The sequence below is a fragment of the Variovorax sp. P5_A3 genome (genome assembly GCF_056400665.1).
The window spans coordinates 155,453-178,743 of sequence record NZ_JBFUKW010000006.1 but is presented as its reverse complement, the minus strand read 5'-3'; the positions used below and the strand labels follow the sequence as shown (position 1 = coordinate 178,743).

Below are 23,291 nucleotides of genomic sequence, written 5' to 3'. Positions count from 1 at the left end.
CGGCCCTGCGGTTCACGACGCAGGGCCGGTTCTGCCCATTCCCATCTCTATTCATCTTCAGTTCCCAGAGGCATTCCCATGAGCTCCCGCATCTTCCACTCCACAGAGGCCCTGCACGGGGGCCTCGAGGCATCGCAGTCCTCGCCGCTGTCGCGGCGCCTTTTCCTTGCCGGTTCGGCCACGGCGCTTCTCGCCAGCCCCACGGCGTTCGCACTCCCTGCTGCGCACACCGATGATCTCGCCGCGGCACCCGCCGCGAAGCCGGCCGTCGACGATGGCCGCATCCGCCCCTTCACCGTCCGCATCCCCCAGGCCGAGCTCACGGACCTGCGCCGACGCATCGCCGCGACGAAATGGCCTTCGCGCGAACTGGTGTCCGACGCATCCCAGGGCGTGCAACTCGCAACGATGCGCGAACTCGCACGCACCTGGCAGACCGACTACGACTGGCGCAAGTTCGAGGCGAAGCTGAACGCACTGCCCCAGTTCACGACGACGATCGACGGCGTGGACATCCACTTCATCCACGTCCGATCGAAGCATCCCAATGCCCTGCCGGTTATCGTCACGCACGGGTGGCCCGGCTCGATCGTCGAGCAGATGAAGATCATCGATCCGCTGACCAACCCGACGGCCCACGGCGGGGCCGCATCGGATGCCTTCGACGTGGTGATTCCATCGCTGCCGGGCCACGGCTTCTCAGGCAAGCCCACGACGCTCGGCTGGGACCCGATCCGCATCGCGCGTGCCTGGGTCGTGCTGATGAAGCGCCTGGGCTACACGCGCTTCGTGGCGCAGGGCGGCGATTGGGGCAATGCGGTCACCGAGCAGATGGCCCTCTTGGCACCTCCCGAACTCGTTGGCATCCATACCAACATGCCAGCCACTATTCCTGACGACATTGCAAAGGCGCTGCAGGCAGGGGGTGCGCCGCCGGCAGGTCTCTCGGCCGAAGAGAAGTACGCGTACGACCAGCTCGACTTCTTCTACAAGAACGGCCTGTCCTACGCGCTGGAGATGAGCAAGCGTCCCCAGACGCTGTACGGCATCGACGATTCGCCCATCGGACTCGCGGCCTGGATGCTGGACCACGACGCACCCAGCTACGCGCTGATCTCGCGTGTCTTCGCCGGCAAGCCCGAAGGTCTGACGCGAACCGACATCCTGGACAACATCACGCTCTACTGGCTGACGAACACGGGCGTGTCTTCAGCGCGTCTCTACTGGGAGAGCAAGCTGGCCTTCTTCGCGCCCAAGGGCGTCGCCATCCCCGTCGCCGTGAGCGCCTTCCCTGACGAGATCTATACGGCACCGCGCGGCTGGACGGAGCGGGCGTACCCCAAGCTCGTGCACTACGGCCGCCTGGAAAAGGGCGGTCACTTCGCGGCGTGGGAGCAGCCGGAGGTCTTCGCTGCGGAGCTGCGCGCGGGGTTCAAGTCGTTGCGTGGCTGAAGGGCGTCGCACAATCCGAGGCAAAGCCGCGTCTCCAGCAGAGATCCCGTGACTACCGGGTAGTCGCGGGTTCGCATGCGTCCATCCCGGTTCATCGACTCGGACTCGTGGAAGGACCTCACTTCATTTCATCCGCAACAAGGTTCCTCCGTCGCGCAATGCGCTCGAAACGTGCACGAATGAAGCTCAAGGCTCACTGAATCGAGGAGCTGGGATTTCGCAATCGACGCAGTGGACGACTTTCATCCGCACGCGGCCGTTCCGATGGACGCGCAATCCACCCCAGGGTGGCCCATGAGAACCCGGCGAATCTCGCCGAACAGGAGATTGACATGAAGTACCTCAAAGCCTGCGTGGCCCTCGCTGCCGCAACCAACCTCTTTGCCCTGACAGTTCCGGCGCACGCCGAGCCCATCAGGAACATCGTGCTGGTCCACGGCGCCTGGGTCGACGCGTCCGGGTGGAAGCCGGTAGAGCAGATCCTGGCCCGGGACGGCTTCAACGTGACCATGGTGCAGGAGCCTGAAACATCGTTCACGGACGACGTCGCGGCAACCAAGCGAGTCCTCGACATGCAGACCGGCCCGACGCTCCTCGTCGGTCACAGCTACGGAGGATCGATCATCAGCGAGGCCGGCGTGCATCCGAAAGTGGTGGGCCTGGTGTACGTCGCCGCGCATGCACCCGATGTCGGCGAAGACGAATCCGCACTGGGAAAGAGGACGCCCAGCGTGCTGGCCAGGACCGAGGGCGCGATCAAGGTGACGCCCGATGGCTTCACCTATCTCGAACCGGCGGTGTTTCCCCGGCTCTTCGCGCCTGACCTGCCACGCGAAGTTGCCGACTTCACCGCACGCTCCCAGGTCCTCGCCGCAGCCAAGGTCTTCAGTACGCCCCTGACGGCGGCGGCATGGAAGACCAAGCCCAGCTGGGCCATCGTGGCCGGGAACGACCAGATCATCAATCCTGATCTTGAGCGCTGGTACTACGCGCGTGCAAAGAGCCGGACGATCGAGATCAAGGGCGCGAGCCACTCCGTGTACGAATCTCATCCGACAGAGGTTGCACGCGTGATCGAGGAGGCCGCCCGCAAAGCACAGGACTAGCGGCCGCGCCAGGAAAAGCGAGAAGGCTACTGCTCGACCGCCGCGGCACGCAGGCGCTCAATGCCGTAGCGCGGTGCCGGGACGGCGTTCGACAGCCTGCCCGACATGGCACGGCGGGCGGCTTCGTACGCATCCCATTCCGCCTGGTCTGGCAGCGCCGGGATCGTGACGCGTTCGCCCTGGTCGAGGCCTGCCAGTGCGGCGTCGACCATGTCATCGGCGCTCATGACGATCTGCTTCGGCAGATGCTCGACCGGCAGACCGGCGATGTCCCAGAACTCGGTCGCCGTGGCCCCGGGGAGGACGGCCTGGACGCGCACGCCCTTCTCGGACAGTTCGTGCTCCAGCGACTGGCTGAACGCAAGGACATAGGCCTTGCTGCCGCCGTAGACGCCGTTGAGCGTCTCGGGAGAGATCGCGACGATGGAGGCGATGTTGATGATCGTGCCGGCGCCACGACGCGCAAAGCCAGGCGCAGCCGCATAGGCAACACGTGTCAGTGCGACGACGTTCAGGTTGATCATGTCCTCCATCTTCTTGATGTCGGAAGACAGCAGCGGGGCGGTCGCACCGACGCCGGCGTTGTTCACCAGCATCGTGATGTCGTCGCGGGTGCGAAGCGTCGCCTCGACGCGTTCAAGGTCCTGCGGGGCGGAGAGGTCGGCCGCGAGCGTCTCGACGCGGCGTCCGGTCGATTGGGCGAGGCGGCTGGCAAGGGCGCGCAATCGTTCGGCGTTGCGGGCCACCAGGACCAGGTCGAAGCCGCGCCGGGCAAGTCGGTCGGCGTAGACGGCGCCGATGCCTGACGACGCGCCGGTGATGAGGGCGGTGCCTCGGTTGTGCTTGAGAGTCATGACATTTCCTTTCGCTACGGGCGTTGTGTGAGAGGAAAGTGTCCGTCGGATCGCAGATGGCGTAAATGTCGATTAACCCACCTTTTATGCCATCAAGATCGAGGCCGGAAAGCCCGGTCTCAGGCCTGGGCAGCAGCGCCTTGCCTGGCCATCCTGCGCATGCTTTGCGGCGGGTGGCCGAGCGAACGAAGGAAGGCGCGCCGCATCCGTTCGGGATCGCCGAAGCCCGCCTCCTCGGCAATGACGCCGAGCGTCAGGTTGCCGGCATCGATCATCACGCGGGCCGCCTCCACGCGCAGGTTCTCGATGGCATGCGCGGGCGACTGCCCCGTCTCGGACTTGAAGGCCCGGCTGAACTGGCGCGGACTCAGATGGGCGACCTCGGCGAGTTCCTCGACCGACAGCGGCGCGCGCAGGTTCGCACGTGCATGCGCCAGCGTCTGCTGGATGCGATCGGACTTCGGTTCCAGTTCGAGCAGGGCCGAGAACTGCGATTGCCCGCCGGCGCGCCGGTGATACACGACCAGCTTCCTCGCCACCGAGCGGGCCATCTCGACCCCCAGGTCGTCCTCGATGAGCGCGAGCATCAGGTCGATGCCCGCCGTCATACCGGCCGAGGTCCACACGAGCCCATCGTGAATGAAGATGCGGTCGGGCTGGAGCTTGACCAGCGGATGGCGCTTCTGAAGCTCGCTGGCAAATGCCCAATGCGTGGTGGCCATCCGCCCGTCGAGCAGGCCGGCGTCGGCCAGCCCGAAAGCGCCAGTGCAGATGCTCGCGATGCGGCGTGTGCTGCGCTTGCGGGACCGAAGGAAGCGACACAGCCTTTCCGGCGTGGGGCCGAGCGTCAGCGAGCCGGTCATCACGAGCGTGTCGAACTTCGTCGTGCTGAGCCGCTTGGACGAGACATGCACGCCCGAAGAGCTCTCGATCAGGCCGCCCCGTTCCGACAGCAGCTCGACCTTGTAGAACGGCTTCGCCAGGTTGGCGTTGGCAAGCTCGAAAGCCGCGATGGCAGCCAGGTCGAGGATCTGGAAGCTGGGAAAGACGAGGATGCCGATCTGTTTCATGATGTCTCGAAAGGAGGGAAATCGCGTTACAGACCAAGGCTACGCCGCATCCCGCTTTCCGTCAAACGCCGGTTCGCTTGACTTCGACATTACACCGTTAAGATAAAGTCGATGGCGCGGCAACCGGCGCCGGGGCGAACGAGACGGCCCCTTCCTGCGCCATGGCATCGAGCTCGTCGGGCGCATAGCCGAGACGGCTGAGAACCTCGCGGGTGTGCTCGCCGAGTCGCGGCGCCGGCGCGAGCGGCGGCGACGGGGTGTCGTTCCAGTAGGTCGGCGAGCCGAGCGTACGCAGCCGGCCTTCGGTCGGATGCTGTTCTTCCCCGATCAGGCCACTGGCCCGAAGCTGCGGGTCGTCGATGAGCGCGTCGAGCGTCGCGGGCACCTGGTTCGGGATGTCGATGCCGTCGAGCAGGCTGCGCCACGCCGCCGTGGTGCGCGTCGGCATCACGCTCGCCACGAAGCCGTAGACCTCGTGGATGTGGCGCGAGCGGTTGCGCTGGGTCGAGAAGCGCTCGTCCTGCTCGAAGCGCTCCGGCTGCCCGATCGCCGAGAAGAAGGCGCGCCAGTGCTTGTCGTTGTAGATCAGCACGCACAGATGACCGTCGGCCGTCCGGTACGGGCGCCGGTGCGTGGACAGCAGGCGGTCGTAGCCCGCCGGCCCGAGCGCGGGCTCGAAGCTCGCGCCTGCCATGTGGTCGGCGAGCACGAAGTGCGCAGCGCTCTCGAACATCGGGACCTCGATCGTCTGGCCCTCGCCGTCACGCTCGCGCGCGTACAGCGCCGCGGTCACGGCGTAGACCACGTGCAGGCCTGCGACCCGGTCGACCAGCGACAGCGGCACGTAGGCCGGCTCGCCGCCCGTGTACTGCTGCATCAGCGAAGGAATCGCGACCGCACCCTGAATCAGATCGTCATAGGCGGGCTTGTCCGCGTGCGGGCCGCGCGATCCATAGCCGCACGCCGTCACCTGGATCAGGCGCGGGTTCGACTGCCGCAGCACCTCCGGCCCCAGGCCCAGGCGTTGCATCGCGGCCGGCCGGACATTGCAGAGAAAGACGTCGGCCTGCGCGACCAGTCGCAACAGCGCCTCGCGCGCGGCGGGCTTCTTCAGGTTCAGCACCACGCTCTGCTTGCCACGGTTGCCGTGCAGGAAGACGTGGCCCATGTCGTCGTGCAGCGCGCTGCCCGCAAGGCGAACATTGTCGCCCTCGGAAGCCTCGACCTTGATGACCTCGGCACCCATGCCGGCCAGGGTCAGCGTGGCGAGCGGCCCCAGCACGATGGAGGTCAGGTCGATGATGCGCACGCCCGCGAGCGGCTGGCTGGATCTTGCGGTCATCACAGTTCCTCCACGGCGAGAAGGATGCGGAGGTCGGGCAGGGGAGCTTCGTACGGGGACATGCGGATCTTTCCTGTCTGCAGGATGCTGGTGCGATCTATATTAACATTGTTAAGACAGAAATCGAAAAACTCGATTGAACTTCATTCTTTGACTGTTAAGATTTCCCGATGGAAAAAGAAGTCACACGCACCCGGTCGGCACCGCGAGCAGCTACCGGCGGCTCGGAGTCAACCGCGATCAGGAAGCCCAAGCCCGCAGCGAAAACCGCCCGTGCGAAGGCGAAGCCTGCGATCCGTGCCGGCAAGTCCGTCAAGGAGAAGGCCGGCACGGGAGCGTCGCCGCGCCCCTACCATCACGGCAACCTGCGCGAGGATCTCGTGCGCTGCGGCAAGGAGCAGCTCCGCGAGGTGGGGCTGGCCGAGCTGAGCCTGCGACGCATCGCTGCCGAAGTCGGCGTTTCGCAGGTGGCACCCAAGCACCATTTCGGCAACAAGGAGGGGCTTCTCGCGGCGATCGCGGCCAGCGGCTTTCGCGACCTGACCGAGTTCCGCTTCTCGAAGCTGCGCCCGAACATGTCGCCCGAGCAGCGCCTGCGAACGCTCCTGTCCGCCTACGTGGCGTTCGCGACGCTCAATCCCACGCTGTTCCACCTGATGTTCGCGCCGCAGTTCCGCGCGCCGGAGACCCACGCCGAACTCAACGAGGCGGCGAGCCAGTCCTATCACATGGTGGCGCGCGCGGCGGCCGACTACCTGGCCGCGGAAGGCAAGGCCGACGAGGTCGACCCGCATGAAGTGGCGCGCATCGCCTGGATGTGCATGCACGGCGTGGCGACGCTGATCATCGAGAACCGGATCAATCCCTTCGGCGCCACCAAGGTGTCGCGCGAGCAACTGACCAACCAGAGCCTCGACCTGCTCTTCGCCGGCATCCGGGGCCTGCACGGCTAGCCGGCGGCGCGTGCCTGCCGGTGCGAGAACCACAAGGTCGACAACGCCACCGCGGCGAGGACGGCGCCCGCAGGGCCCAGGGCGTGATAGCCGTGGTCTCGCAGGGCGAGTGCGGCCATGGACGCACCGAGCGAGGAGCCCACGTAGATCGCGGCCGAATGGAGTGCGAGCAGGACGGGCGCGCGCTCCGGATCGAGCTGGGCCAGCCGCGTCTGCTGCGGCACGTGCACGGCCCAGCCCGAGGTGCTCCATGCGAGCACGGCGACAAGACGCATCGCGAGCGGCATCTCGAGCAGCGTGATGGTCGGCAGCAACACGATCAGCAGGCAGCACAGGACCCCGAGAGTCGGGACGGCGCCGAAGCGATCGGTCAGCCTCCCGCCCATGAAGTTGCCGAGCACCGCGGCGCATCCATAGCCCATCAGCACGGCCGCGACGGCCGCGGGGCCCAGCTCGTGGCGCTGGGTCATGAAGGCGACAAGATAGGTCAGCAGGGAGAAGTTCGCGCCGACGAAGAACACGATGAAGCTGATGGCCACCAGCAGTCGCGGCACGCGCAGCACCGCGCCGAGCGTCGCCAGGCTCGTGGCGGGAACCCTGACACCGCCCGGCACGCCCGCACGCACCAGGAAGAGTGCCGCAAGCGCTGCGGCTGTCGTCAACGCGAAAGCGGCGCGCCAGCCCATGGCACCCGCCAGCCAGGCACCCATCGGCACGCCGACGGCCTGGGCCAGCGTCAGTCCCGCAAAGATGGTCCCGAGCGTGCGCCCGCGCTGGTCCGCCGGTGCGATGGCGGTGCCGATCGCGGCAGCCACGGGCGTGATGATGCCGCCGCCGATTGCCATCACCACGCGGGCGACCAGCAAGAGTTCCAGATTGGGTGCCAGCATCGCGGCGCCGGCGCCGGCGGCCAGCACGATGAGCCCGGCATGGATGACGCGGGTGCGGTCGATCGAACCGAGCAGCGAGACCAGGATCGGCGACGAGACGGCGTAGGCCGCCGCGTAGACGGAAATCAGCAGCGCCGCCTGCCACATCGGCGCCTCGAAGGCCTGCGCCACCATCGGGACGATGCCGAGGACCGCGAACGCGCCGAGTCCCTGCGCGAAATTGGCGTACGACAGGGCCAGGCCGATCCGGCGGACCGGGGGCACGAGGGTCGATGACGCGATGGCGACCGCCCCGGACTCACCGTTCATGACAGGTAGGCCTGCGCATTGCGGCGCACGAACTCCTCGATCGACATCGGGGGCGTTCCGGTCAGGCGCTCCACCTGGTCGGTGAGCCGGTCATAGCGGTTCTGGCGATGCAGGAGCGCCATGGCGCTCAGGTGTGCTGCGAGGTGGGGCGAGGCGGCGTTGGCCCTCAGATCGGCCTCCCACGGCTCCGGCGGCACGTCCACATAGCGAATGTCACGGCCCAGCGCGCGCGAATAGTGCGCGGCCACACCGTGCATGTCTTCGCTGCTCGGCCCCGTGAGTTCGTACACCTGCCCGATGTGCGCGCCCGGGTCGGCCAGCAGCACGGCCACCACGCGCGCGACGTCGTGGGCGGCAATGGGCGATGTCTTCCCGTCGGCAAAGGGCAGTCGCAGTTCCGCCCCGTCGCGCACGCCACGCACGGCAAAGCGATGGAAGAAGACATCCATGAAGGCGGTGGCGCGAACATGGACGACGGGCAGCCCGCTCCAGTCCAGTACCTGCTCGGCCAGCCAGTGCTGCTTGTGCTGCGGGCTCGGAGAACTGAGGACGATGCTCATCTGCGACACCGTCATCTGCGACATGTTGACGAACGCCTCCACGCCGTGGTGACGGGCCACTGCGGCCGCATTGGTGGTCGCTTCGAGGTAGTTCGCCGCCACCGACATCGCGAAATAGATGCGCCGGCATCCCGCCACGGCGCGGTGCATGTCGTCCAGGCTGGTGAGATCCCCGACGATCACCTCGGCGCCCAGCGAGCGCAGCGCCTCGGCGCGCTCGTCTTCCCGGCGCACCATGGCGCGCACCTTGAAGCCGCGCTGAAGCAGCAGACCGGTGACCGTCGGGCCGATGGAGCCGACCCTGCCGGCGGCGCCGGTGACGAGGATGGGAGCAGTGTGTTGCATGTCAGTTCCGTTTGAAGCGAGTGATGCCAGGCCCATATCCTAACAATGTCAAGATCAACTGGCGAAAGAGGGCTGTGCCGAGACGATCCGGTCAGGGCGCCGAATGAACGTCGAGACACGCCACGGAGGCGGCCGGCGCCTTGGCGTAGAGCGCTTCGACCAGCGCCGAGCGGCGTTGCAGGACGGCGCGCTGGTTGATATAGCCCTTGTCGGTGATCTCGAAGGCCTCCGCGACCGGATCCTCCGACTGCAGCATGGCGCGGATCACGCGCATGCTCGAGCCGCCCCGCATGTGTTCGAGCTGCGCCGCCAGTCTCTGCACGAGGGGCGGATACCGGACCAGGTCCTCGCGCGCGAGGCCGGTGGCGTCGGGGAATTCCCTTCGCACGGCGCGCTCGTTCATGAAGAGGAGGGCGCCCACATAGGCACGGTCATGGCCTGTCAGCACCGCATCGCTTACGTACGGCGCCAGCGCCTCGATGACGCGCTGGCGCAGCGAGCCGACATTGACCCAGGTGCCCGAGAGCAGCTTGAACTCCTCGGCCACGCGGCCCGCGAACGCGAGGCCCTTGAGGGGATCGCGCGGATCGATCCAGGCGACCGCATCGCCCGTGCGGACGAAGCCTTCGTCGTCCATCTCGGTGGCCGCTCCGCCGAGGTAGCGCGGCGCCAGGCCGGCGCCCGCCAGATGCAAATCGAAGCGATCGCCCAACGGCTTCAGCTTCGCGACGATGCCCGGCGCGGGCAGGCCCAAGGCACCGCCGCTTTCCATGTCCCAGGTCGTGCTCAGGCCCGGACCCGAGGTCTCGGTGGCGCCGTAGCCGGAAGTGATCGGCAGCGCGTAGCCGACGTGGCGGATCGCCAGCGTGTGCAGTCGGTTCACGAGTTCGACGGACATCGAAGCGCCGCCGAAGGAAAGGTACTCGAGCCGGCTGAAGAAGCGCGCGGCCAGGACTTCGTCCTTTTCGAGCTCCGCTGCAAGCATCGCGTAGCCCAGCGGGACATTGAAGTAGAACGTCGGGCTGACGCGACGCAGGTTGCGCAGCGTTTCCTCGAACTTCCCCGGAGCGGGCCGGCCCCCATCGATGTGGAGCGTGCCGCCAAAGCGCAGGAGCCTGCCGAGCATCACGTTGCCGCCCATCACGTGGTGCCAGGGCAGCCAGTCCAGGTAGGCCTGTGGGCTCGCGGGACGCAAGGCGAGGTTGGCCGCGGACGTCGCCTGCGCGGCCGCGAGCATCGCGTGCGTCATCACGACGCCCTTCGGGATGCCGGTCGATCCGGAGGTGAACATGATCTTTGCGACATGGTCACCGCGTACGGTCGCGTGGGCTTGCGCGAGCGCCGCCGGATCCTGCGCGGTCGAAGCGTCAATCCAATCCGCAAGGCGATGCCGGTCGAGGCGTGCGGACGGCGCGACGCCGAGGTGATCGAGTGCGGCCCTCGCGTCGTCCAGCGTCTCGCTGTAGACGAGGTCCGGGTGCAGGAGGCCGTACATCTGAGCCAGCCGTTCCGAACGAGAACCCGCGGCGGCATAGGCAGGCGTGATCGGGGCGACCGTCCAGCCCACGTAGAGGGCGGCGAAGGTCAGCAACGCCTGGTGCACCGAATTGCCGGACAGCAACGCCAGCACGGGGCTGCGGTCGCCGTTGTGCAGGCCGAGCGCCAGCAATCCGTGGCCGATCGCCTGGACGGCCGACCACGCGCGTCGATAGTCGACCTCGGTCAGGACGCCGTCGTTGCCCGTTTCAGTCAGCATGATCGTGTCGGGCCGTGCCCTGGCCCAGACGGGCAGCCAGTCGACCACGTTCGCCACCACGCACTCGGTGGCGGCATCGGGCGCCGCCCGCCCGGGGTGCAGAGCGGCGACGTCCTGCGGCCATTGCACCAGCAGGCTGCCATCCGCGCGCTGCGCGACCTCGACGGCACTGCGGCGCAGACCTGCGTGGCGCACGCCGGCCGGAGGCGCCGCGCCATCGAAGCGAGCCATGGACATCATCGTGACGGACGGAACGGGTTCAGAAGGAGGGCGTTCCATGGTCTCTCCTATCGGGTAACGCGGGCTTGACCTGCGACCGCAGCATCAAGACGATGCTGATATCCTAACATCGTTAATATAGATTTCGCAAGAGGAGTTTGCGCCGACCTCCAGGCGATGCACGGCCTCACGATCGGCTTGCATCGACAGTCAAACTTTTATCTTGACAGTGTTAGGATGCAATCGCAATAATGACCCGACCCCCTTGCTGGAGAGACTTTGTGAAGACTGAAAACCGGTACCTCGAGGACCTCGAAAAGGGCGAACGCTGGGTCAGCGAGCCCGTCACGCTCAGCGCGGAGGAGATCGTCCAGTTCGGGCAGAACTACGACCCGCAGCCGATCCACACCGATGCCGAAGGCGCCGCCCGCGGCCCGTTCGGCGGCCTGATTGCCAGCGGTTGGCATCTGACGGCGATCGCCATGCGCCTGAGCGTGCGGGCCCGCAGCTTCGGCGGCACGCCCATCATCGGTGCCGGCGTGGATGAATTGCGCTGGCTGCAGCCGGTCAGGCCGGGCGACACGCTGACGCTCGAGCGCGTGTTCGAGAGCATCGAGCCGCCTGCACGTCCGGGCGGACGCGGCACCGTACGTTCGCGCATGACGGTACGCAACCAGCGCGACGAGAAGGTCATGACCATGGTGGCCATCGGGAAGATTCCCGTGCGTCCCGCCTGACGATTCCATCGACTGGATACCCCAAGGAGACAAGACATGCGACAACTCGTACGAACCTGTTTGATGGCCCTGATCACGACATGCGCAGCGGCAAGCGGCTGGGCGCAGAGCTTTCCGGAGCGTCCCATCACGATCTACTGCGCCTTTCCCGCCGGCGCCAGCGCGGACGCCGCGTTGCGTGTGCTGGCGCAGGCGGCGTCACGCTCGCTCGGACGGCCCGTAATCGTGGACAACCGCCCAGGCGTGGGCGGCACGCTCGGCGCCACCGCCCTGATGTCGGCCAAGCCCGATGGCTACACGCTCGCCCAGGTGACCAACACGCTCATGCGGCAGCCCTTCATCGGCAAGACCAACTACGACCCTCACAAGGATTTCAGCTACGTGATCTCCCCGACGGGCTTCGAGATGGGCCTGGTCGTCCGGGCCGAATCGCCGTGGAAGACGCTGCCGGACTTCGTGAACTACGCTCGCCAGAATCCGGGCAAGGCGATGTTTGCGACCAGCGGTGTCGGCACGATCCAGCACCAGGTGATGGAGCAGATCGCGCAAAAGGACGGGGTGACCTGGACCCACGCGCCCTACAAGGGGACGGCACCCGCGCTCAACGACCTGCAGGGCGGCCACATCGACGCGGTATCCGACCCATCGGCCTGGGCGCCTTTCGTGGACAGCGGCAAGTTCCGACTGCTGGCGGTCTACGGACCGACACGGCTGAAGCGCTGGCCCACGGTACCTACGCTCAAGGAACTCGGCTACGACGTCAACGAGATCGTTCCGTGGGGCATCGTAGCGCCCACCGGGACCGACCCGGCGATCGTGAAGAAGCTGCACGACGCGTTCCGCGGCGCGATGACCGATCCCGCCTTCATCGACACGCTGGCGCTGCTCGGGCAGGAGCCGCGCTACATGGGATCGGCCGATTACCAGCAGTACATGCGGGGCCGGATCGATCTCGAGCGCAAGGTGGTCGACAAGTACAACCTGCGCCTGCAATAACCCACGCCGCACGCGCGGTCATCAATCACTCACTTTGGAAACCAGCATATGTTCAAGAACGAACTCCTGAAGGGCAAGCGCATCCTGGTCACGGGCGGCGGCACCGGCCTCGGCCGCGAGATGGCGAGCAAGTACGCGGAACTTGGAGCCGACCTGTACCTGTGCGGACGCCGCGCCGACGTGGTCGAGGCCACGGCCCGCGAACTCTCGGAGCGCTACGGCGTGAAGGTCAGGGCTGCGAGCCTGGACATTCGGAACGCTGAAGCCGTGGAGCGCTACATCGAGTCGATCTGGCAGGATGGCGGGCCGCTCGATGGCTTGCTCAACAATGCGGCCGGCAATTTCATCAGCCGCACCGAGGACCTTTCTCACCGCGGCTTCGACGCAGTGGCCAATATCGTCATGCACGGCACCTTCTACATGACGCACAGCGTGGGCCGGCGATGGGTGGCGGAGGCGCGCGAGGCGCAGGCGCGTGGCGATGCGGTGCCCACCCGCAGCGTGATCTCGATCCTCGTGACCTGGGTCTTCAACGGCGGCCCCTACGTCGTGCCTTCGGCCATGGCCAAGTCGGCGATCGCGAACATGACCAAGTCCCTGGCTTCGGAATGGGGACGCTATGGCGTGCGGCTCAACGCGATCGCGCCGGGCGAGTTCCCGACTGACGGCATGAACGCGCGGCTCTCGCCGGGGCAGAAGACGATCGGCCGCGAAGGGCTCAACCCGATGCTGCGCGTGGGCCGCATGCCTGAGCTTCAGAACCTCGCGACCTTCCTGATGGCGGAGGGCGTCGACTGGATGACGGGCCAGGTGATCACGATCGACGGCGGCAACGCGCTGGCGACCGGTGGCAACTTCTACGCGTACCGCTCGTACGAGGATGCCGACTGGGAACGCATCCGCGACACCATTCGCGCCCAGGACCGGAAGGACAAGCAGGTCAGCGTAGCCTGAGGCGAAAGGCTAGTGGTAATCGTCTTCGCGCTGATGGCGCACCGCCGCAACAACGACCGTGCGCCCATCGACGATTTCGAACAGAGCGACATAGCCCGTATGGCCAAACGAGATGACCAGCTCACGCAGGAACGGGCTGGCGCCCACCTTCCTGCAGGTAAACGGAGTCCACTTCAGCGTTTCGATGCTCCGTCGAATCGCGTCCAGAGCTTGCTGCGCGACGTCAAGGTCTCCATCGCGCGCCAACTCCCGCTCGATGATGAAGTCGAACAGACGCTCCAGATCCGCTGTGGCCTCTTGCGTGAACCGGACGCGAAACGTCACGAATTCGCGACCGACTTGCGTGCCTTCGCGACCGCGAGCTTTCCATCGAGTTTTCTTAACACCCGGTCCGCTTCGACGTAGCCGCCGATCTGCCGGGCGCGCTTCAGGGAGCGAAGGCCGCGGGCAACGAACTCAGACTGGTTTTGCCGCTGGCGCACGGCGCTACGCACAGCCGCTTCCACGAATTCCGACAACGACTCGCCTTCGCCGAGCAGCTGCTCGACTTCGTCGCGCAGTTCCGGTTCAACCCGAACCGAGGGGATGGTAGCGGTTTTCATGTCTCATTGTATTTCATTTGCGCTACACGGACCAACTTGGCGTTTCATGGCGATGTCTCGTCGCTCCGTTGATCCGCGCGCGCCCGGATGACATCCGGTGGCACGGGAACGAGATACAGCGCATCGACGGCTCCCGAGCGGCGCAGCGTCACGGCGCGTTGATTCACGCTCCCCTTGTCCGTGAGCTCATAGGCATTCAGCGAGGGCGCCTCCGTCTGCAGCAGGATCCGCTCGACCCGCCGGGACGATGCCGTCGACGCCGCGTTGAACTCCCGCAATGCTCCTGCAAGGCGCGCGCGAATCGCCGGATCCGCGACGAGGTCCGCATCGCCGACCTGCGCCGGTGCGTGCACGAAAGCCCTGCATGCCGAGGCGTCCAGCCATGCGAGCGCCGCCACGTCCGCGCGTCCTTCGCCCACGATGACCGCCTCGCGCAAGAGAGGCGCGCAGGCTTCGAGCAGCAGCTGGCGCAGCGCGCCAGTGCGCACCCACGTGCCGTTGCCGAGCTTGAAGTCCTCGGCGAAGCGGCCGCCGAAAAGCAGCCCGGCCTCCGGCTGGTCAGGATCGACGAACCGGACGGCGTCACCGAGCCGATAGAAGCCGTCCTGGTCGTGCGTGTCCTGGCGCTGGACCGCGTGGCCGAGGTATCGGCCAGAGACGTGGGGTGCCCTGGCGCGCAACTCGTAGCGGCCAGGCTGCGTCGGGTCGGGCACGAGCTTGAGCTCGCAGCCGGGCAGGGGGACGCCGATGCAGGCGGTGTCGGTCGCTTCCCAGGTGCGCATCAGCACGGCGGACGTGGTCTCGGTCGCCGCATAGGCGGTGCCGATCACGATCCTGCGGCCCAGCGTGCGTTCGGCCACGCGCTGGAAGCGTTCGTGCGTATCCCTCGGCAGCATCGCGCCCGCGAAGTAGGCGAACTCCAGGCGCCCCAGCATGTGGGCGGCGAAGGCCGAATCGCGCTCCATCTCGTCGACCAGCATCGCGTAGCCCGCGGGTACGTTGAAGTAGTAGGTCGGCGCGACCTCGCGCAGGTTCGCCAGCGTCTGCGCAAAGCGGCCCGGCAGGGGACGTCCGTCATCGATGTAGAGCGTGCCGCCGAAGCGCAGCAGGCGCCCCAGAACGACGTTGCCGCCCATCACGTGGTGCCACGGGAGCCAGTCGACCTGCACCATGGTCTGCTCCGGTCGATGGACCACGATCTGGGCGTTCACCTGCTGGGCCGCAGCGAGCATCCGGTGCGTCATCACGACGGCCTTGGGCACGCCGGTCGAACCGGAGGTGAACATGTACTTGGCCACTGCGTCGGGCTCGCCGAGCGGCTCGCCCATGGCCTCGTCGGAAGCGCAGGTGTCGACGAAGTCCGTGAAGGCCAAGGCGCCGGAGCCAGCGCCGGACGCCACGATCGTCCGATCGGCAGGAAGACCCGCGGCCTGCAGCGCGCGGGCATAGGTTGTTCCGTCCTGCGCGAACACCACCCACGGGTCGACGATGCCGAGCACGGCACGCAAGCGCTCCAGCGCGCCCGGCGCCAGCGAGTAGGCCGGCGAGATCGGAGCGACCGGCACGTTGGCCCAATGGGCCGCCCAGGCGATCAGGGCGTGCTCGATGGCGTTCTCCGACAGGATCGCCAGCGGACGTTGCGGTCCCGCCCCGGCCTTGACGAGGGCACCCGCGAGCCGGCGCACCGTGCCCAGCGCCTCGGCATAGCTGACGCGCCGCCATGCACCGCCCTCGGTTCGCTGCGCAAGGAGGGTCTGATCGGGGTGGATGGCGGCCCAATGCACCAGCCAGTGAAGGATGAATGCCGGGTGCGGTTCCAGCACACGCGGCGAGCGCAACAGCACGGTGCCCGCGTCGTCCCGCTCGACGAGGACGGCAGGCTCATCAAAGACGGCGAATGACGCGTGACCCGCCCGGTCGCGAATGCCTGCATCTGTCATGTCTATCTCCAAAACTTAACGGCGTTATGTTGTGATCATGATCTTGATCCACCGGTGCCATTTGACCAGTCCGTACAAACCCTAGCGTAGTTTCGGCATATTTCCGAATCGAACTTGACAGTGTTAGGTTTGAACACCTATGCTGACTTCCTTTGGCATCGGCACCCCACCAACAGGAGACAGAAATGCACTTGACTGGTACCCATCTTTTCCCCGCCATGGACCGCGTGGTCTTCGGCAGGCCCATGGCGCAAGTGGTGGCCGACGAGGCTGCGCGGCTCGGCAAGAAACGCGTCTTCCTCATCGTCAGTCGCACGCTGAACACGCAGACCGACGCGATCAGCACCTTGCGCAATGCGCTGGGCGAGCGCTTCGCGGGCCTCTTCGACGGCGTGCCGCAGCACACTTCGCGCGAGGTCGTGGCCACGGCGACACGCGCGGCCCTCGATGCCGAAGCGGACCTGCTGGTGGCGGTAGGCGGCGGGTCGGTAGTGGACGCAGCCAAGATGATCTCGGTGTGCATGGAGCACCGCCTGGTCGACCCGCGCCTGGAAGGGCTCGATGCGTTCGAGACCAAGCCCGGGCCCGATGGTCGGCCGATCCGTGCCGAGTTTCGAGGACCGTCGGTGCGCATGATCGCGGTGCCGAGCACCCTCTCGGGCGGCGAGTACAACGCGGGCTGCCTCGTGACGGACACCGAGCGCAAGCTCAAGCAGACCTTCTTCCATCCGCTCATGATGCCGATGGCGATCGTGCTCGATCCCCAACTCGCGCTGCATGCGCCCGAGACTCTCTGGATTGGCTCGGGCACGCGTGCGATGGACCATGCGATCGAGGCGCTGTGCAGCCGCGTGGGCACGCCGCTCGTGGACGCCGTCGTGCTCGAAGGCATCCGGCGCATGGTCGACGCCCTGCCGCGCAGCAAGGCCGACCCGGACGACGTCGACGCGCGCCGCGACTGCCAGATCGCCTCCTGGCTGTGCTCCTACGGCCTGCAGGCCCGCGTGCCCATGGGCGCAAGCCATGCCATCGGCCACGTGCTCGGGGGCAGTTGCGATGTGCCGCATTTCCTGTGCACGCCCGCGATGATGCCCGGCATCCTCGAGTTCAACGAACCTGCCTCGCAGGAGGCGCAGCGCCTGCTGGCCGCTGCGCTGGGTCACCCGGAACTGAGCGCGTCCAAAGCCTTCCGGAAATTCGCCGCGTCTCTGGGCCTGCCGACCAGCCTCGCAGGCGTCGGAGTCGGGCGCGACCAGTTCGACCTGATCGCCAAAAACACCATGACCGAGTTCTTCATCTTCAGCAATCCGCGCAAGGTGCGCACGCCGGAAGAGGTGCTCGACATCCTGGCGCTGGCCGCGGAATGACGGAGGAAGCCACCATGCCCACGCACTCCGACCTCGGCGGCGTCAGCCGTCGCACCGCTCTTGCATCGCTGGCGCTGTTCGCACTTTCCGCGCGCGCGCAGGACTTTCCGCGCCGGCCGATTACCGTGATCTGTCCCTTCAGCGCGGGCGGCACGGCCGACGTCCAGTTGCGTGCCCTCGTCGTCGCAGCGGCGCGCGACATCGGGCAGCCCATGATCGTCGAGAACAAGCCCGGCGCCGCGGGCACGCTCGGCCCGTCGACCCTGGTCGGCAGCCATCCAGACGGCTACACGCTGTCGCTCGGGACCACGATCGCCCTGTTGCGCCAGCCCTTCATACAGCCCACGCGCTACAACCCCGCCAAGGACTTCACCTACATCACCGGCGTGACCCGTTTCGAATGCGGGCTCGTGGTGAGCGCGGACGCTCCCTGGAAGACGCTCGACGACTTCCTGCGCGAGGCCAAGCGCAATCCGGGCAAGGTCTCCTACGGTACGGTCGGCGTCGGCACAGCCCAGCACACGGCGATGCTGCGGCTGGCGGAGAAGGCCGATGTCGACTGGACCAACGTGCCCTACAAGGGCTCCGGCGAAGTCTTCAACGCGCTGCTGGGCGGCCACGTACAGGCGATCTCCGAAACCTCGGGTTGGGCGCCGTTCGTCGATTCCGGCAAGTTCAGGGTGCTCGCGCTGTATGGCGACAAGCGGCTCAAGCGCTGGCCCGACGTGCCGACGCTCAAGGAACTGGGCTACGACATCAGCGAATCGATCCCGTGGGGAATCATCGGCCCGGCCGGCATGGACCCGGCGGTCGTGAAGAAGCTCCAGGACGCGTTCCAGCACGCCTTGCGCGATCCCGCCTTCGAGGCCAACCTGGCCTCGGTGGGGCAGGAGGCATGGGGGGCGGATTCCCGCGCCTTCTCCGACTACGTGAAGTCGCGCATCCCGGTCGAGGAAGACGTCGTGCGTCGCTACCGCCTCAAGTTGCAGTAAAGGATTCGAACATGTCAGCTAGCCAACCCATTCTCGTCACCGGCGCCGCGGGCGACGTCGGCGGCATCGGCCGCAACGTCACCGCGCTGCTGCTCGGCAAGGGCCACCGCGTGCGCGCGCTCGTGCGCAGGGAGGACGAGCGCGCGCAAGCCCTGCGCGACCTCGGCGCCGAGGTGGTCCAGGGCGACCTGACCGATCTCGACGCCATGCACCGGGCGATCGAAGGCTGCGCGCGCGTCTACTTCGGCATGTCGGTCTCGCCCGCCTATCTCGAGGCGACCGTGAACACCGCTGCCGTCGCGCGGCATCACGGGGTGCAGGCCTTCGTCAACATGTCGCAGATGACCGTGACGCAGATGAGCATCACGGAAAGCACGCCGAGCCCGCAGCACAAGCTGCACTGGCTGGCCGAGCAGGCGCTGCAGTGGTCGGGCCTGCCCGTCGTGACGGTTCGCCCCACCGTGTTCATGGAGGGCTTCTTCCTGCGCTTCGCAGCCGCCGGCGTGCGCCGGTCCGACGAACTGGCGCTGCCGATGGGGCAGGGCAAGACCTCGCCGATCTCCGCGGTCGACGTAGCTCGCACGGTGGCCGCCATCCTGAACGATCCGGCGCCGCACATCGGGAAGATCTACAACCTGACCGGTCCCGAATCGGTGGACCTCGATCACTATGCCCGCGAGTTCTCGGAGGCGCTGGGGCGCACGATCTGCTATCGCGAAATCCCGCTGGCCGGATGGCGCCAGAAGCTGCTCGAAGCGGGACTGCCGCCGCATCTGGTCGACCATGTCGCAGCCATGGCTGCGCTCAATGCGCAGTCGCGCTACGACCGCATGACCGACGACGTGCTGACGCTCACGGGCGAGGCGCCCATGCGGGTGCGCGACTTCGTGCGGCTGCACGAGGAGAAATTCATCCTCCGCGCGACCTCGACGGCATCCTGAGGCGGCCCCGCATCCTTCATCCCGTAGACCACCATGACACTGCCCTCCGTGCTCACCCGTCGCCTGCGACTTCCCGTCGTGGCCTCGCCGCTCTTCATCATCTCGAACCCCGACCTCGTGATCGCCCAATGCAAGGCCGGCATCGTCGGATCCTTCCCGGCGCTCAACGCGCGGCCCAAGGAGGATCTCGACGTGTGGCTGAACCGCATTGAGCGCGAGCTGGCGGAGCACGACCGGCTGCACCCCGATCGTCCCGCCGCCCCGTTCGCGGTCAACCAGATCGTGCATCGCTCGAACGACCGGCTGGATCACGACATGGAGGTCTGCGTGCGTCACCGCGTGCCGATCGTCATCACCTCGCTGGGCGCACGCCCGGAGATCAACGACGCGATCCACAGCTACGGTGGCATCGTGCTGCATGACGTGATCAACAACCGGTTTGCGCGCAAGGCCATCGAGAAGGGTGCGGACGGCCTCATCGCCGTGGCGGCCGGCGCCGGTGGCCACGCGGGAACGCAATCGCCCTTCGCGCTGGTCCAGGAAATACGGACATGATTGCCGCATCGGGAGCCGAGGACATCGTGTACACGAACCTCATCACCGGCGTTCACGGCAACTACCTTCGCCCGTCGATCGTGGCTGCGGGCATGGATCCGGACGATCTGCCGGTGAGCGATCCGACGAAGATGAATTTCGGATCCGACCGCCAGAAGCCGAAGGCGTGGAAGGACATCTGGGGCTGCGGGCAGGGCATCGGGGTCCTGCGGAATGTGCCGACGGCCGGCCAGCTCGTCGAACGCCTGGCCTCTGAATACGACAAGGCGCGCAACGAACTCCTCTGGCCCACGGAAGACCCCGTCACGTCGCGATCGACGCCCGACACCCGCGCGATGGCGACGACATGATCCGTTCCTGAGGGGCGCGGCCCCCGGCGTATCCGTACACTGGCATCAGTCCTGTCCGACAGACCGAGGTCCTGCGACGAGGACGATGGGACTTTGTCTGCACCGTGGCGGACGCCGGGGTGCCCAACACTTCAGGAGATGCGGAATGGCCAGCAAGAACACGATCTGTCTTTGGTACGACGACGACGCGGTGGGTGCCGCCAACTTCTACGCCAAGACCTTCCCGGACAGCGCCGTCGGCAAGATCTTTCGCGCGCCGGGCGACTATCCGGATGGCAAACAGGGCAACGTCCTCACGGTCGAATTCACCGTCGCGGGCATCCCCTGCATCGGGCTCAACGGCGGCCCGCATTTCAAGCCCACCGAGGCGTTCTCCTTTCAGATCGCGACCGACGACCAGGCCGAGACCGACCGTCTGTGGAACGCGATCGTCGGCAACGGCGGCCAGGAAAGCGATTGCGGCTGGTGCAAGGACCGGTGGGGACTGTCGTGGCAGATCACGCCGCGCGTCCTCATCGAGGCGATCGCCGACCCCGATCCAGCGGCGGCGAAGCGCGCCTTCGACGCGATGATGACCATGAGGAAGATCGACATCGCGACGATCGAGGCGGCGCGGCGGGGCTGAAGCCCAGGGTTGATTGATGGTGCGCCCCCGGGTCAACGGGGTGTTGCGCTCTCCTCCCACCCGCCCCCGAGGGCGAGGAACACATTGACCTGGTCGGAGGCCAGCTTGCTGTCGGCCGCGGCGACGGACTGCTCGACGACGGTCAGCGTGCGTGTCGCATCCAGCACGGGCAGGTAGCCTTGCCTGCCGAGGGCGAACAGCTGCTGTGTTTCATCCGCCGCTCGGCTGGCCTTCTGGCGGGCCGCCTCCAGCAATGCGCGCCGTTCCAGGTCGCGGGAGTAGGTCTCCAGCGCGCTCTCGACCTCCTTCAGCGCGTTCAACACAGTGCCATCGAAGCGGGCGAAGGCGATCTGCTGGTCGGCATCGGCCGAGCGAATGCGGGCCTGGATGCGGGACCGGTCGGGGAACTGCCAGCTGATCAGCGGCCCGAGCGAGAACTTCAGGGTGTCCGAATCGAGGAAGTTCCTGTTGAGGCCGACCGAGCCGATCGATGCGCCCAGCGTGATCTTCGGGTAGAGGTCGGCCGTGGCGACGCCGATGCGGGCGGTGGCCGAATGCAGTTCGAACTCGCTGCGCCGGATGTCGGGCCGGCGACGCAGGAGGCTCGCGCCGTCACCGACGGGAATCGGGTGCGCGAGCTGCGGCTCCTGTTCGCAGGACTGGACGTTGCGCGGGAAGTCCTCGGGTGCATGGCCGGTCAGCACGGCGAGGCGGTAGAGCGCCACCCGCTTCTGCGCGTTCAGCACCGGCAGGATCGCGCGCACCTGGTCCGTCTGGGCCGACGCGCGGGTGACGTCCAGCGTACTGCCGCGACCGCCCCGGAACAGCGTCTGGGTCAGCTCGGTGCTCTTCTCCTGCAACGCGACCGAGCGCTCTGCCACCGCGATCTCGCGCCCGGAGGAACAGACATCGAGGAATGCATGGGTGGTCTCGGCCACGACCGTCACACGGGTCGCGTCATAGGCGGCGCGCGCGGCACCCGTGTCGGCCTGCGCCGATTCGATGGTTCGCGCGATCTGGCCGAACAGGTCGACCTGGTAGGACACGCTGGCGCCCAGGCCATAGACCGCATTGTTCGAGAGCGCCTTGCCGGGGCGGAGTTCTTCCTCCGCCGAGCGGCGCCCGTAGGTGGTCGTGGCCAGCAGGTTGGTGGTGGGGTTGCGCGCGGCGTCGGCGTAGTCCAGGCCGGCGAGGGCGCGTTCGATGTTTCCGGCCGCAGCCCGCAGATCGGTGTTGGCGGCCAGGGCTTGCTGCACCAGCCCATCCAGCGTGGGACTTTCGTAGAGGCGCCACCAGTCCTGAGGGACCGGCTCGGGATCGAAGAGGGGATTGCTAGCGCCAAGGAATGGCCCGTTCGCGACCGGGCTGCTGGCGGTGGAGTCGGCCGGGCGTTGATAGTTGGGCCCCACGGCGGCACAGGCCGTCAGGAGCGCAATGACCAGGAGCATGAGGAGCCGCTTCATCATCTTTCTCCCTGCGCAAGGGCCATGGAAGGGTCGCCGTGCGGCCCCTCGATCACTTCGACCGTGGCCGTTCGCCCCATGATCAGCCGCGTGTCCGTCGGCACGTGGTCCAGCTGCACCCGCACCGGAATGCGCTGGGCGAGCCGGACCCAGTTGAAGGTCGGATTCACGTTGGCCAGCAGGTTGGTGCTGCCGTTTCGCTCTCGGTCCTCGATGCCGGCCGCGATGCTGTCGACATGGCCTTCGAGCCACTGCGTTTCGCCGATCATGCGCACGCGCACCGGCGCCCCGACATGGATGCGTCCGAGCTTGGTCTCCTCGAAGTAGCCCTGCACGTGCAGCGAGTTGCGGTCCACCAGTGCGAGGACCGGACGCCCCGCCGTCGCGTAGGCGCCCGGGCGCAAGTCGAGGTTGGTCACCCAGCCGTCGACCGGTGCCTTGACCTCGGTGCGCGCCAGGTTCAGGCGTGCCGTGTCCAGCATCGACGAGGCCTGCAGCAGGCTGGCCTTGAGCTGGTCCACCTTGGTGGCGCTTTGCTCCCGCCCCTCGGCGGGCACCAGGTCGCCGAGCGTGGCATTGCGACGGTTCTCGCGCCGGGCCTGCTCGATCTGCACGCGCAGTCCCTGGACGGTGGCTTCGGCCTGCTCGACCGCGAGCCGGTAGCGCGCGCGATCTATGACGAACAGGACGTCCCCCCGGCTCACCGGCTGGTTGTCGTGCGCGACGACCTCTTCGACCAGCCCCGACACGTCGGGCGCGATCTGGATCACATCGGCGCGCACGCGGCCGTCGCGTGTCCAGGGCGACTCGCGGTAGTGGTCCCAGCCGAGATGGCCGACGAAGATGGCGGCGGCGACGATGGCCAGCGTCAGCACGACGCGGCCGAGGGTCTGGAGTGAAGATTTCATGATGG

General features: G+C 67.0%; 21 protein-coding genes and 1 pseudogene. 11 read left to right on the top strand and 11 right to left on the bottom strand.

The genetic code is table 11. The features are described from left to right. The first annotated feature begins 78 nt into the window (after positions 1 to 78). Both AC1D3B_RS11770 and AC1D3B_RS11765 read left to right on the top strand, forming a co-directional pair. Positions 79 to 1,452 (top strand): epoxide hydrolase family protein, encoded by a 1,374-nt coding sequence (locus tag AC1D3B_RS11770; protein WP_478190847.1) that lies wholly within the window; start codon positions 79 to 81, stop codon positions 1,450 to 1,452. A 332-nt stretch (positions 1,453 to 1,784) separates the two neighbouring features. Next, positions 1,785 to 2,558 (top strand): alpha/beta hydrolase, encoded by a 774-nt coding sequence (locus AC1D3B_RS11765; protein ID WP_478190846.1) that lies wholly within the window; start codon positions 1,785 to 1,787, stop codon positions 2,556 to 2,558. 26 nt (positions 2,559 to 2,584) lie between these two features. Here AC1D3B_RS11765 and AC1D3B_RS11760 read toward each other — a convergent pair whose 3' ends face one another. The 3 genes from AC1D3B_RS11760 to AC1D3B_RS11750 form a co-directional block, all read right to left on the bottom strand. Next, complete coding sequence (locus tag AC1D3B_RS11760) at positions 2,585 to 3,412, bottom strand: SDR family NAD(P)-dependent oxidoreductase (RefSeq protein WP_478190845.1); 828 nt, start codon at positions 3,410 to 3,412, stop codon at positions 2,585 to 2,587. A gap of 119 nt (positions 3,413 to 3,531) precedes the next feature. Then, a complete protein-coding gene (locus tag AC1D3B_RS11755; RefSeq protein WP_478190844.1) occupies positions 3,532 to 4,482 on the bottom strand; it encodes a GlxA family transcriptional regulator in 951 nt (316 codons plus the stop codon). 97 nt (positions 4,483 to 4,579) lie between these two features. Further along, the gene (locus AC1D3B_RS11750; RefSeq protein WP_478190843.1) at positions 4,580 to 5,824 is read right to left on the bottom strand and encodes a CaiB/BaiF CoA transferase family protein; all 1,245 of its coding nucleotides are present in this window, start codon (positions 5,822 to 5,824) and stop codon (positions 4,580 to 4,582) included. A 170-nt stretch (positions 5,825 to 5,994) separates the two neighbouring features. Between AC1D3B_RS11750 and AC1D3B_RS11745 the strand changes: the two genes are divergently transcribed. Then, positions 5,995 to 6,777: a TetR/AcrR family transcriptional regulator gene (locus tag AC1D3B_RS11745; RefSeq protein ID WP_478190842.1), complete on the top strand. Its 783-nt coding sequence runs from the start codon at positions 5,995 to 5,997 to the stop codon at positions 6,775 to 6,777. Here AC1D3B_RS11745 and AC1D3B_RS11740 read toward each other — a convergent pair. The 3 genes from AC1D3B_RS11740 to AC1D3B_RS11730 form a co-directional block, all read right to left on the bottom strand. Beyond that, positions 6,774 to 7,976 (bottom strand): MFS transporter, encoded by a 1,203-nt coding sequence (locus tag AC1D3B_RS11740; RefSeq protein ID WP_478190841.1) that lies wholly within the window; start codon positions 7,974 to 7,976, stop codon positions 6,774 to 6,776. The two genes, AC1D3B_RS11745 and AC1D3B_RS11740, sit on opposite strands and share 4 nt — an antisense overlap. Continuing rightward, on the bottom strand, positions 7,973 to 8,881 hold the full coding sequence (locus AC1D3B_RS11735; RefSeq protein ID WP_478190840.1) for an NmrA family NAD(P)-binding protein: 909 nt from the start codon (positions 8,879 to 8,881) through the stop codon (positions 7,973 to 7,975). The genes AC1D3B_RS11740 and AC1D3B_RS11735 overlap by 4 nt, the downstream gene beginning before the upstream one ends. A gap of 91 nt (positions 8,882 to 8,972) precedes the next feature. Then, positions 8,973 to 10,916 (bottom strand): AMP-binding protein, encoded by a 1,944-nt coding sequence (locus AC1D3B_RS11730; protein WP_478190839.1) that lies wholly within the window; start codon positions 10,914 to 10,916, stop codon positions 8,973 to 8,975. Between the two features lie 221 nt (positions 10,917 to 11,137). On the opposite strand from AC1D3B_RS11730, the gene AC1D3B_RS11725 reads away from it, so the two are divergent. Genes AC1D3B_RS11725 through AC1D3B_RS11715 form a run of 3 tightly spaced genes read left to right on the top strand, consistent with a single transcriptional unit; the run spans position 11,138 to position 13,543 of the window. Further along, on the top strand, positions 11,138 to 11,593 hold the full coding sequence (locus AC1D3B_RS11725) for a MaoC family dehydratase (RefSeq protein ID WP_478190838.1): 456 nt from the start codon (positions 11,138 to 11,140) through the stop codon (positions 11,591 to 11,593). A 36-nt stretch (positions 11,594 to 11,629) separates the two neighbouring features. After that, positions 11,630 to 12,589, top strand: a complete 960-nt coding sequence (locus AC1D3B_RS11720) for a tripartite tricarboxylate transporter substrate binding protein (protein WP_478190837.1) — start codon at positions 11,630 to 11,632, stop codon at positions 12,587 to 12,589. Positions 12,590 to 12,637: 48 nt separating this feature from the next. After that, positions 12,638 to 13,543 (top strand): SDR family oxidoreductase, encoded by a 906-nt coding sequence (locus tag AC1D3B_RS11715; RefSeq protein ID WP_478190836.1) that lies wholly within the window; start codon positions 12,638 to 12,640, stop codon positions 13,541 to 13,543. Positions 13,544 to 13,552: 9 nt separating this feature from the next. On the opposite strand, the gene AC1D3B_RS11710 is transcribed toward AC1D3B_RS11715, so the two are convergent. The 3 genes from AC1D3B_RS11710 to AC1D3B_RS11700 are packed head-to-tail and all read right to left on the bottom strand — an operon-like array spanning position 13,553 to position 16,085. Continuing rightward, complete coding sequence (locus tag AC1D3B_RS11710; protein ID WP_478190835.1) at positions 13,553 to 13,867, bottom strand: type II toxin-antitoxin system RelE/ParE family toxin; 315 nt, start codon at positions 13,865 to 13,867, stop codon at positions 13,553 to 13,555. Then, complete coding sequence (locus AC1D3B_RS11705) at positions 13,864 to 14,145, bottom strand: YlcI/YnfO family protein (RefSeq protein ID WP_478190834.1); 282 nt, start codon at positions 14,143 to 14,145, stop codon at positions 13,864 to 13,866. The genes AC1D3B_RS11710 and AC1D3B_RS11705 overlap by 4 nt, the downstream gene beginning before the upstream one ends. 44 nt (positions 14,146 to 14,189) lie before the next feature. Then, positions 14,190 to 16,085, bottom strand: coding sequence for an AMP-binding protein (locus AC1D3B_RS11700; protein WP_478190833.1), 1,896 nt, complete (start codon positions 16,083 to 16,085; stop codon positions 14,190 to 14,192). A gap of 185 nt (positions 16,086 to 16,270) precedes the next feature. On the opposite strand from AC1D3B_RS11700, the gene AC1D3B_RS11695 reads away from it, so the two are divergent. The 5 genes and pseudogenes from AC1D3B_RS11695 (at position 16,271) to AC1D3B_RS11675 (ending at position 20,915) form a co-directional block, all read left to right on the top strand. Then, entirely contained in the window at positions 16,271 to 17,452 is a 1,182-nt protein-coding gene (locus tag AC1D3B_RS11695; RefSeq protein WP_478190832.1) for an iron-containing alcohol dehydrogenase, read from the top strand. Positions 17,453 to 17,466: 14 nt separating this feature from the next. After that, complete coding sequence (locus AC1D3B_RS11690) at positions 17,467 to 18,444, top strand: tripartite tricarboxylate transporter substrate binding protein (RefSeq protein WP_478190831.1); 978 nt, start codon at positions 17,467 to 17,469, stop codon at positions 18,442 to 18,444. 11 nt (positions 18,445 to 18,455) lie between these two features. Next, a complete protein-coding gene (locus AC1D3B_RS11685) occupies positions 18,456 to 19,385 on the top strand; it encodes an SDR family NAD(P)-dependent oxidoreductase (RefSeq protein ID WP_478190830.1) in 930 nt (309 codons plus the stop codon). A 33-nt stretch (positions 19,386 to 19,418) separates the two neighbouring features. Beyond that, positions 19,419 to 20,290: pseudogene (locus AC1D3B_RS11680) on the top strand (NAD(P)H-dependent flavin oxidoreductase). A gap of 145 nt (positions 20,291 to 20,435) precedes the next feature. After that, positions 20,436 to 20,915 (top strand): VOC family protein, encoded by a 480-nt coding sequence (locus tag AC1D3B_RS11675; RefSeq protein WP_478190829.1) that lies wholly within the window; start codon positions 20,436 to 20,438, stop codon positions 20,913 to 20,915. A gap of 32 nt (positions 20,916 to 20,947) precedes the next feature. Here AC1D3B_RS11675 and AC1D3B_RS11670 read toward each other — a convergent pair whose 3' ends face one another. Continuing rightward, positions 20,948 to 22,378, bottom strand: a complete 1,431-nt coding sequence (locus AC1D3B_RS11670; RefSeq protein ID WP_478190828.1) for an efflux transporter outer membrane subunit — start codon at positions 22,376 to 22,378, stop codon at positions 20,948 to 20,950. Further along, positions 22,378 to 23,286, bottom strand: coding sequence for an efflux RND transporter periplasmic adaptor subunit (locus AC1D3B_RS11665; protein ID WP_478190827.1), 909 nt, complete (start codon positions 23,284 to 23,286; stop codon positions 22,378 to 22,380). The genes AC1D3B_RS11670 and AC1D3B_RS11665 overlap by 1 nt, the downstream gene beginning before the upstream one ends. Between the last annotated feature and the right edge of the window lie 5 nt (positions 23,287 to 23,291).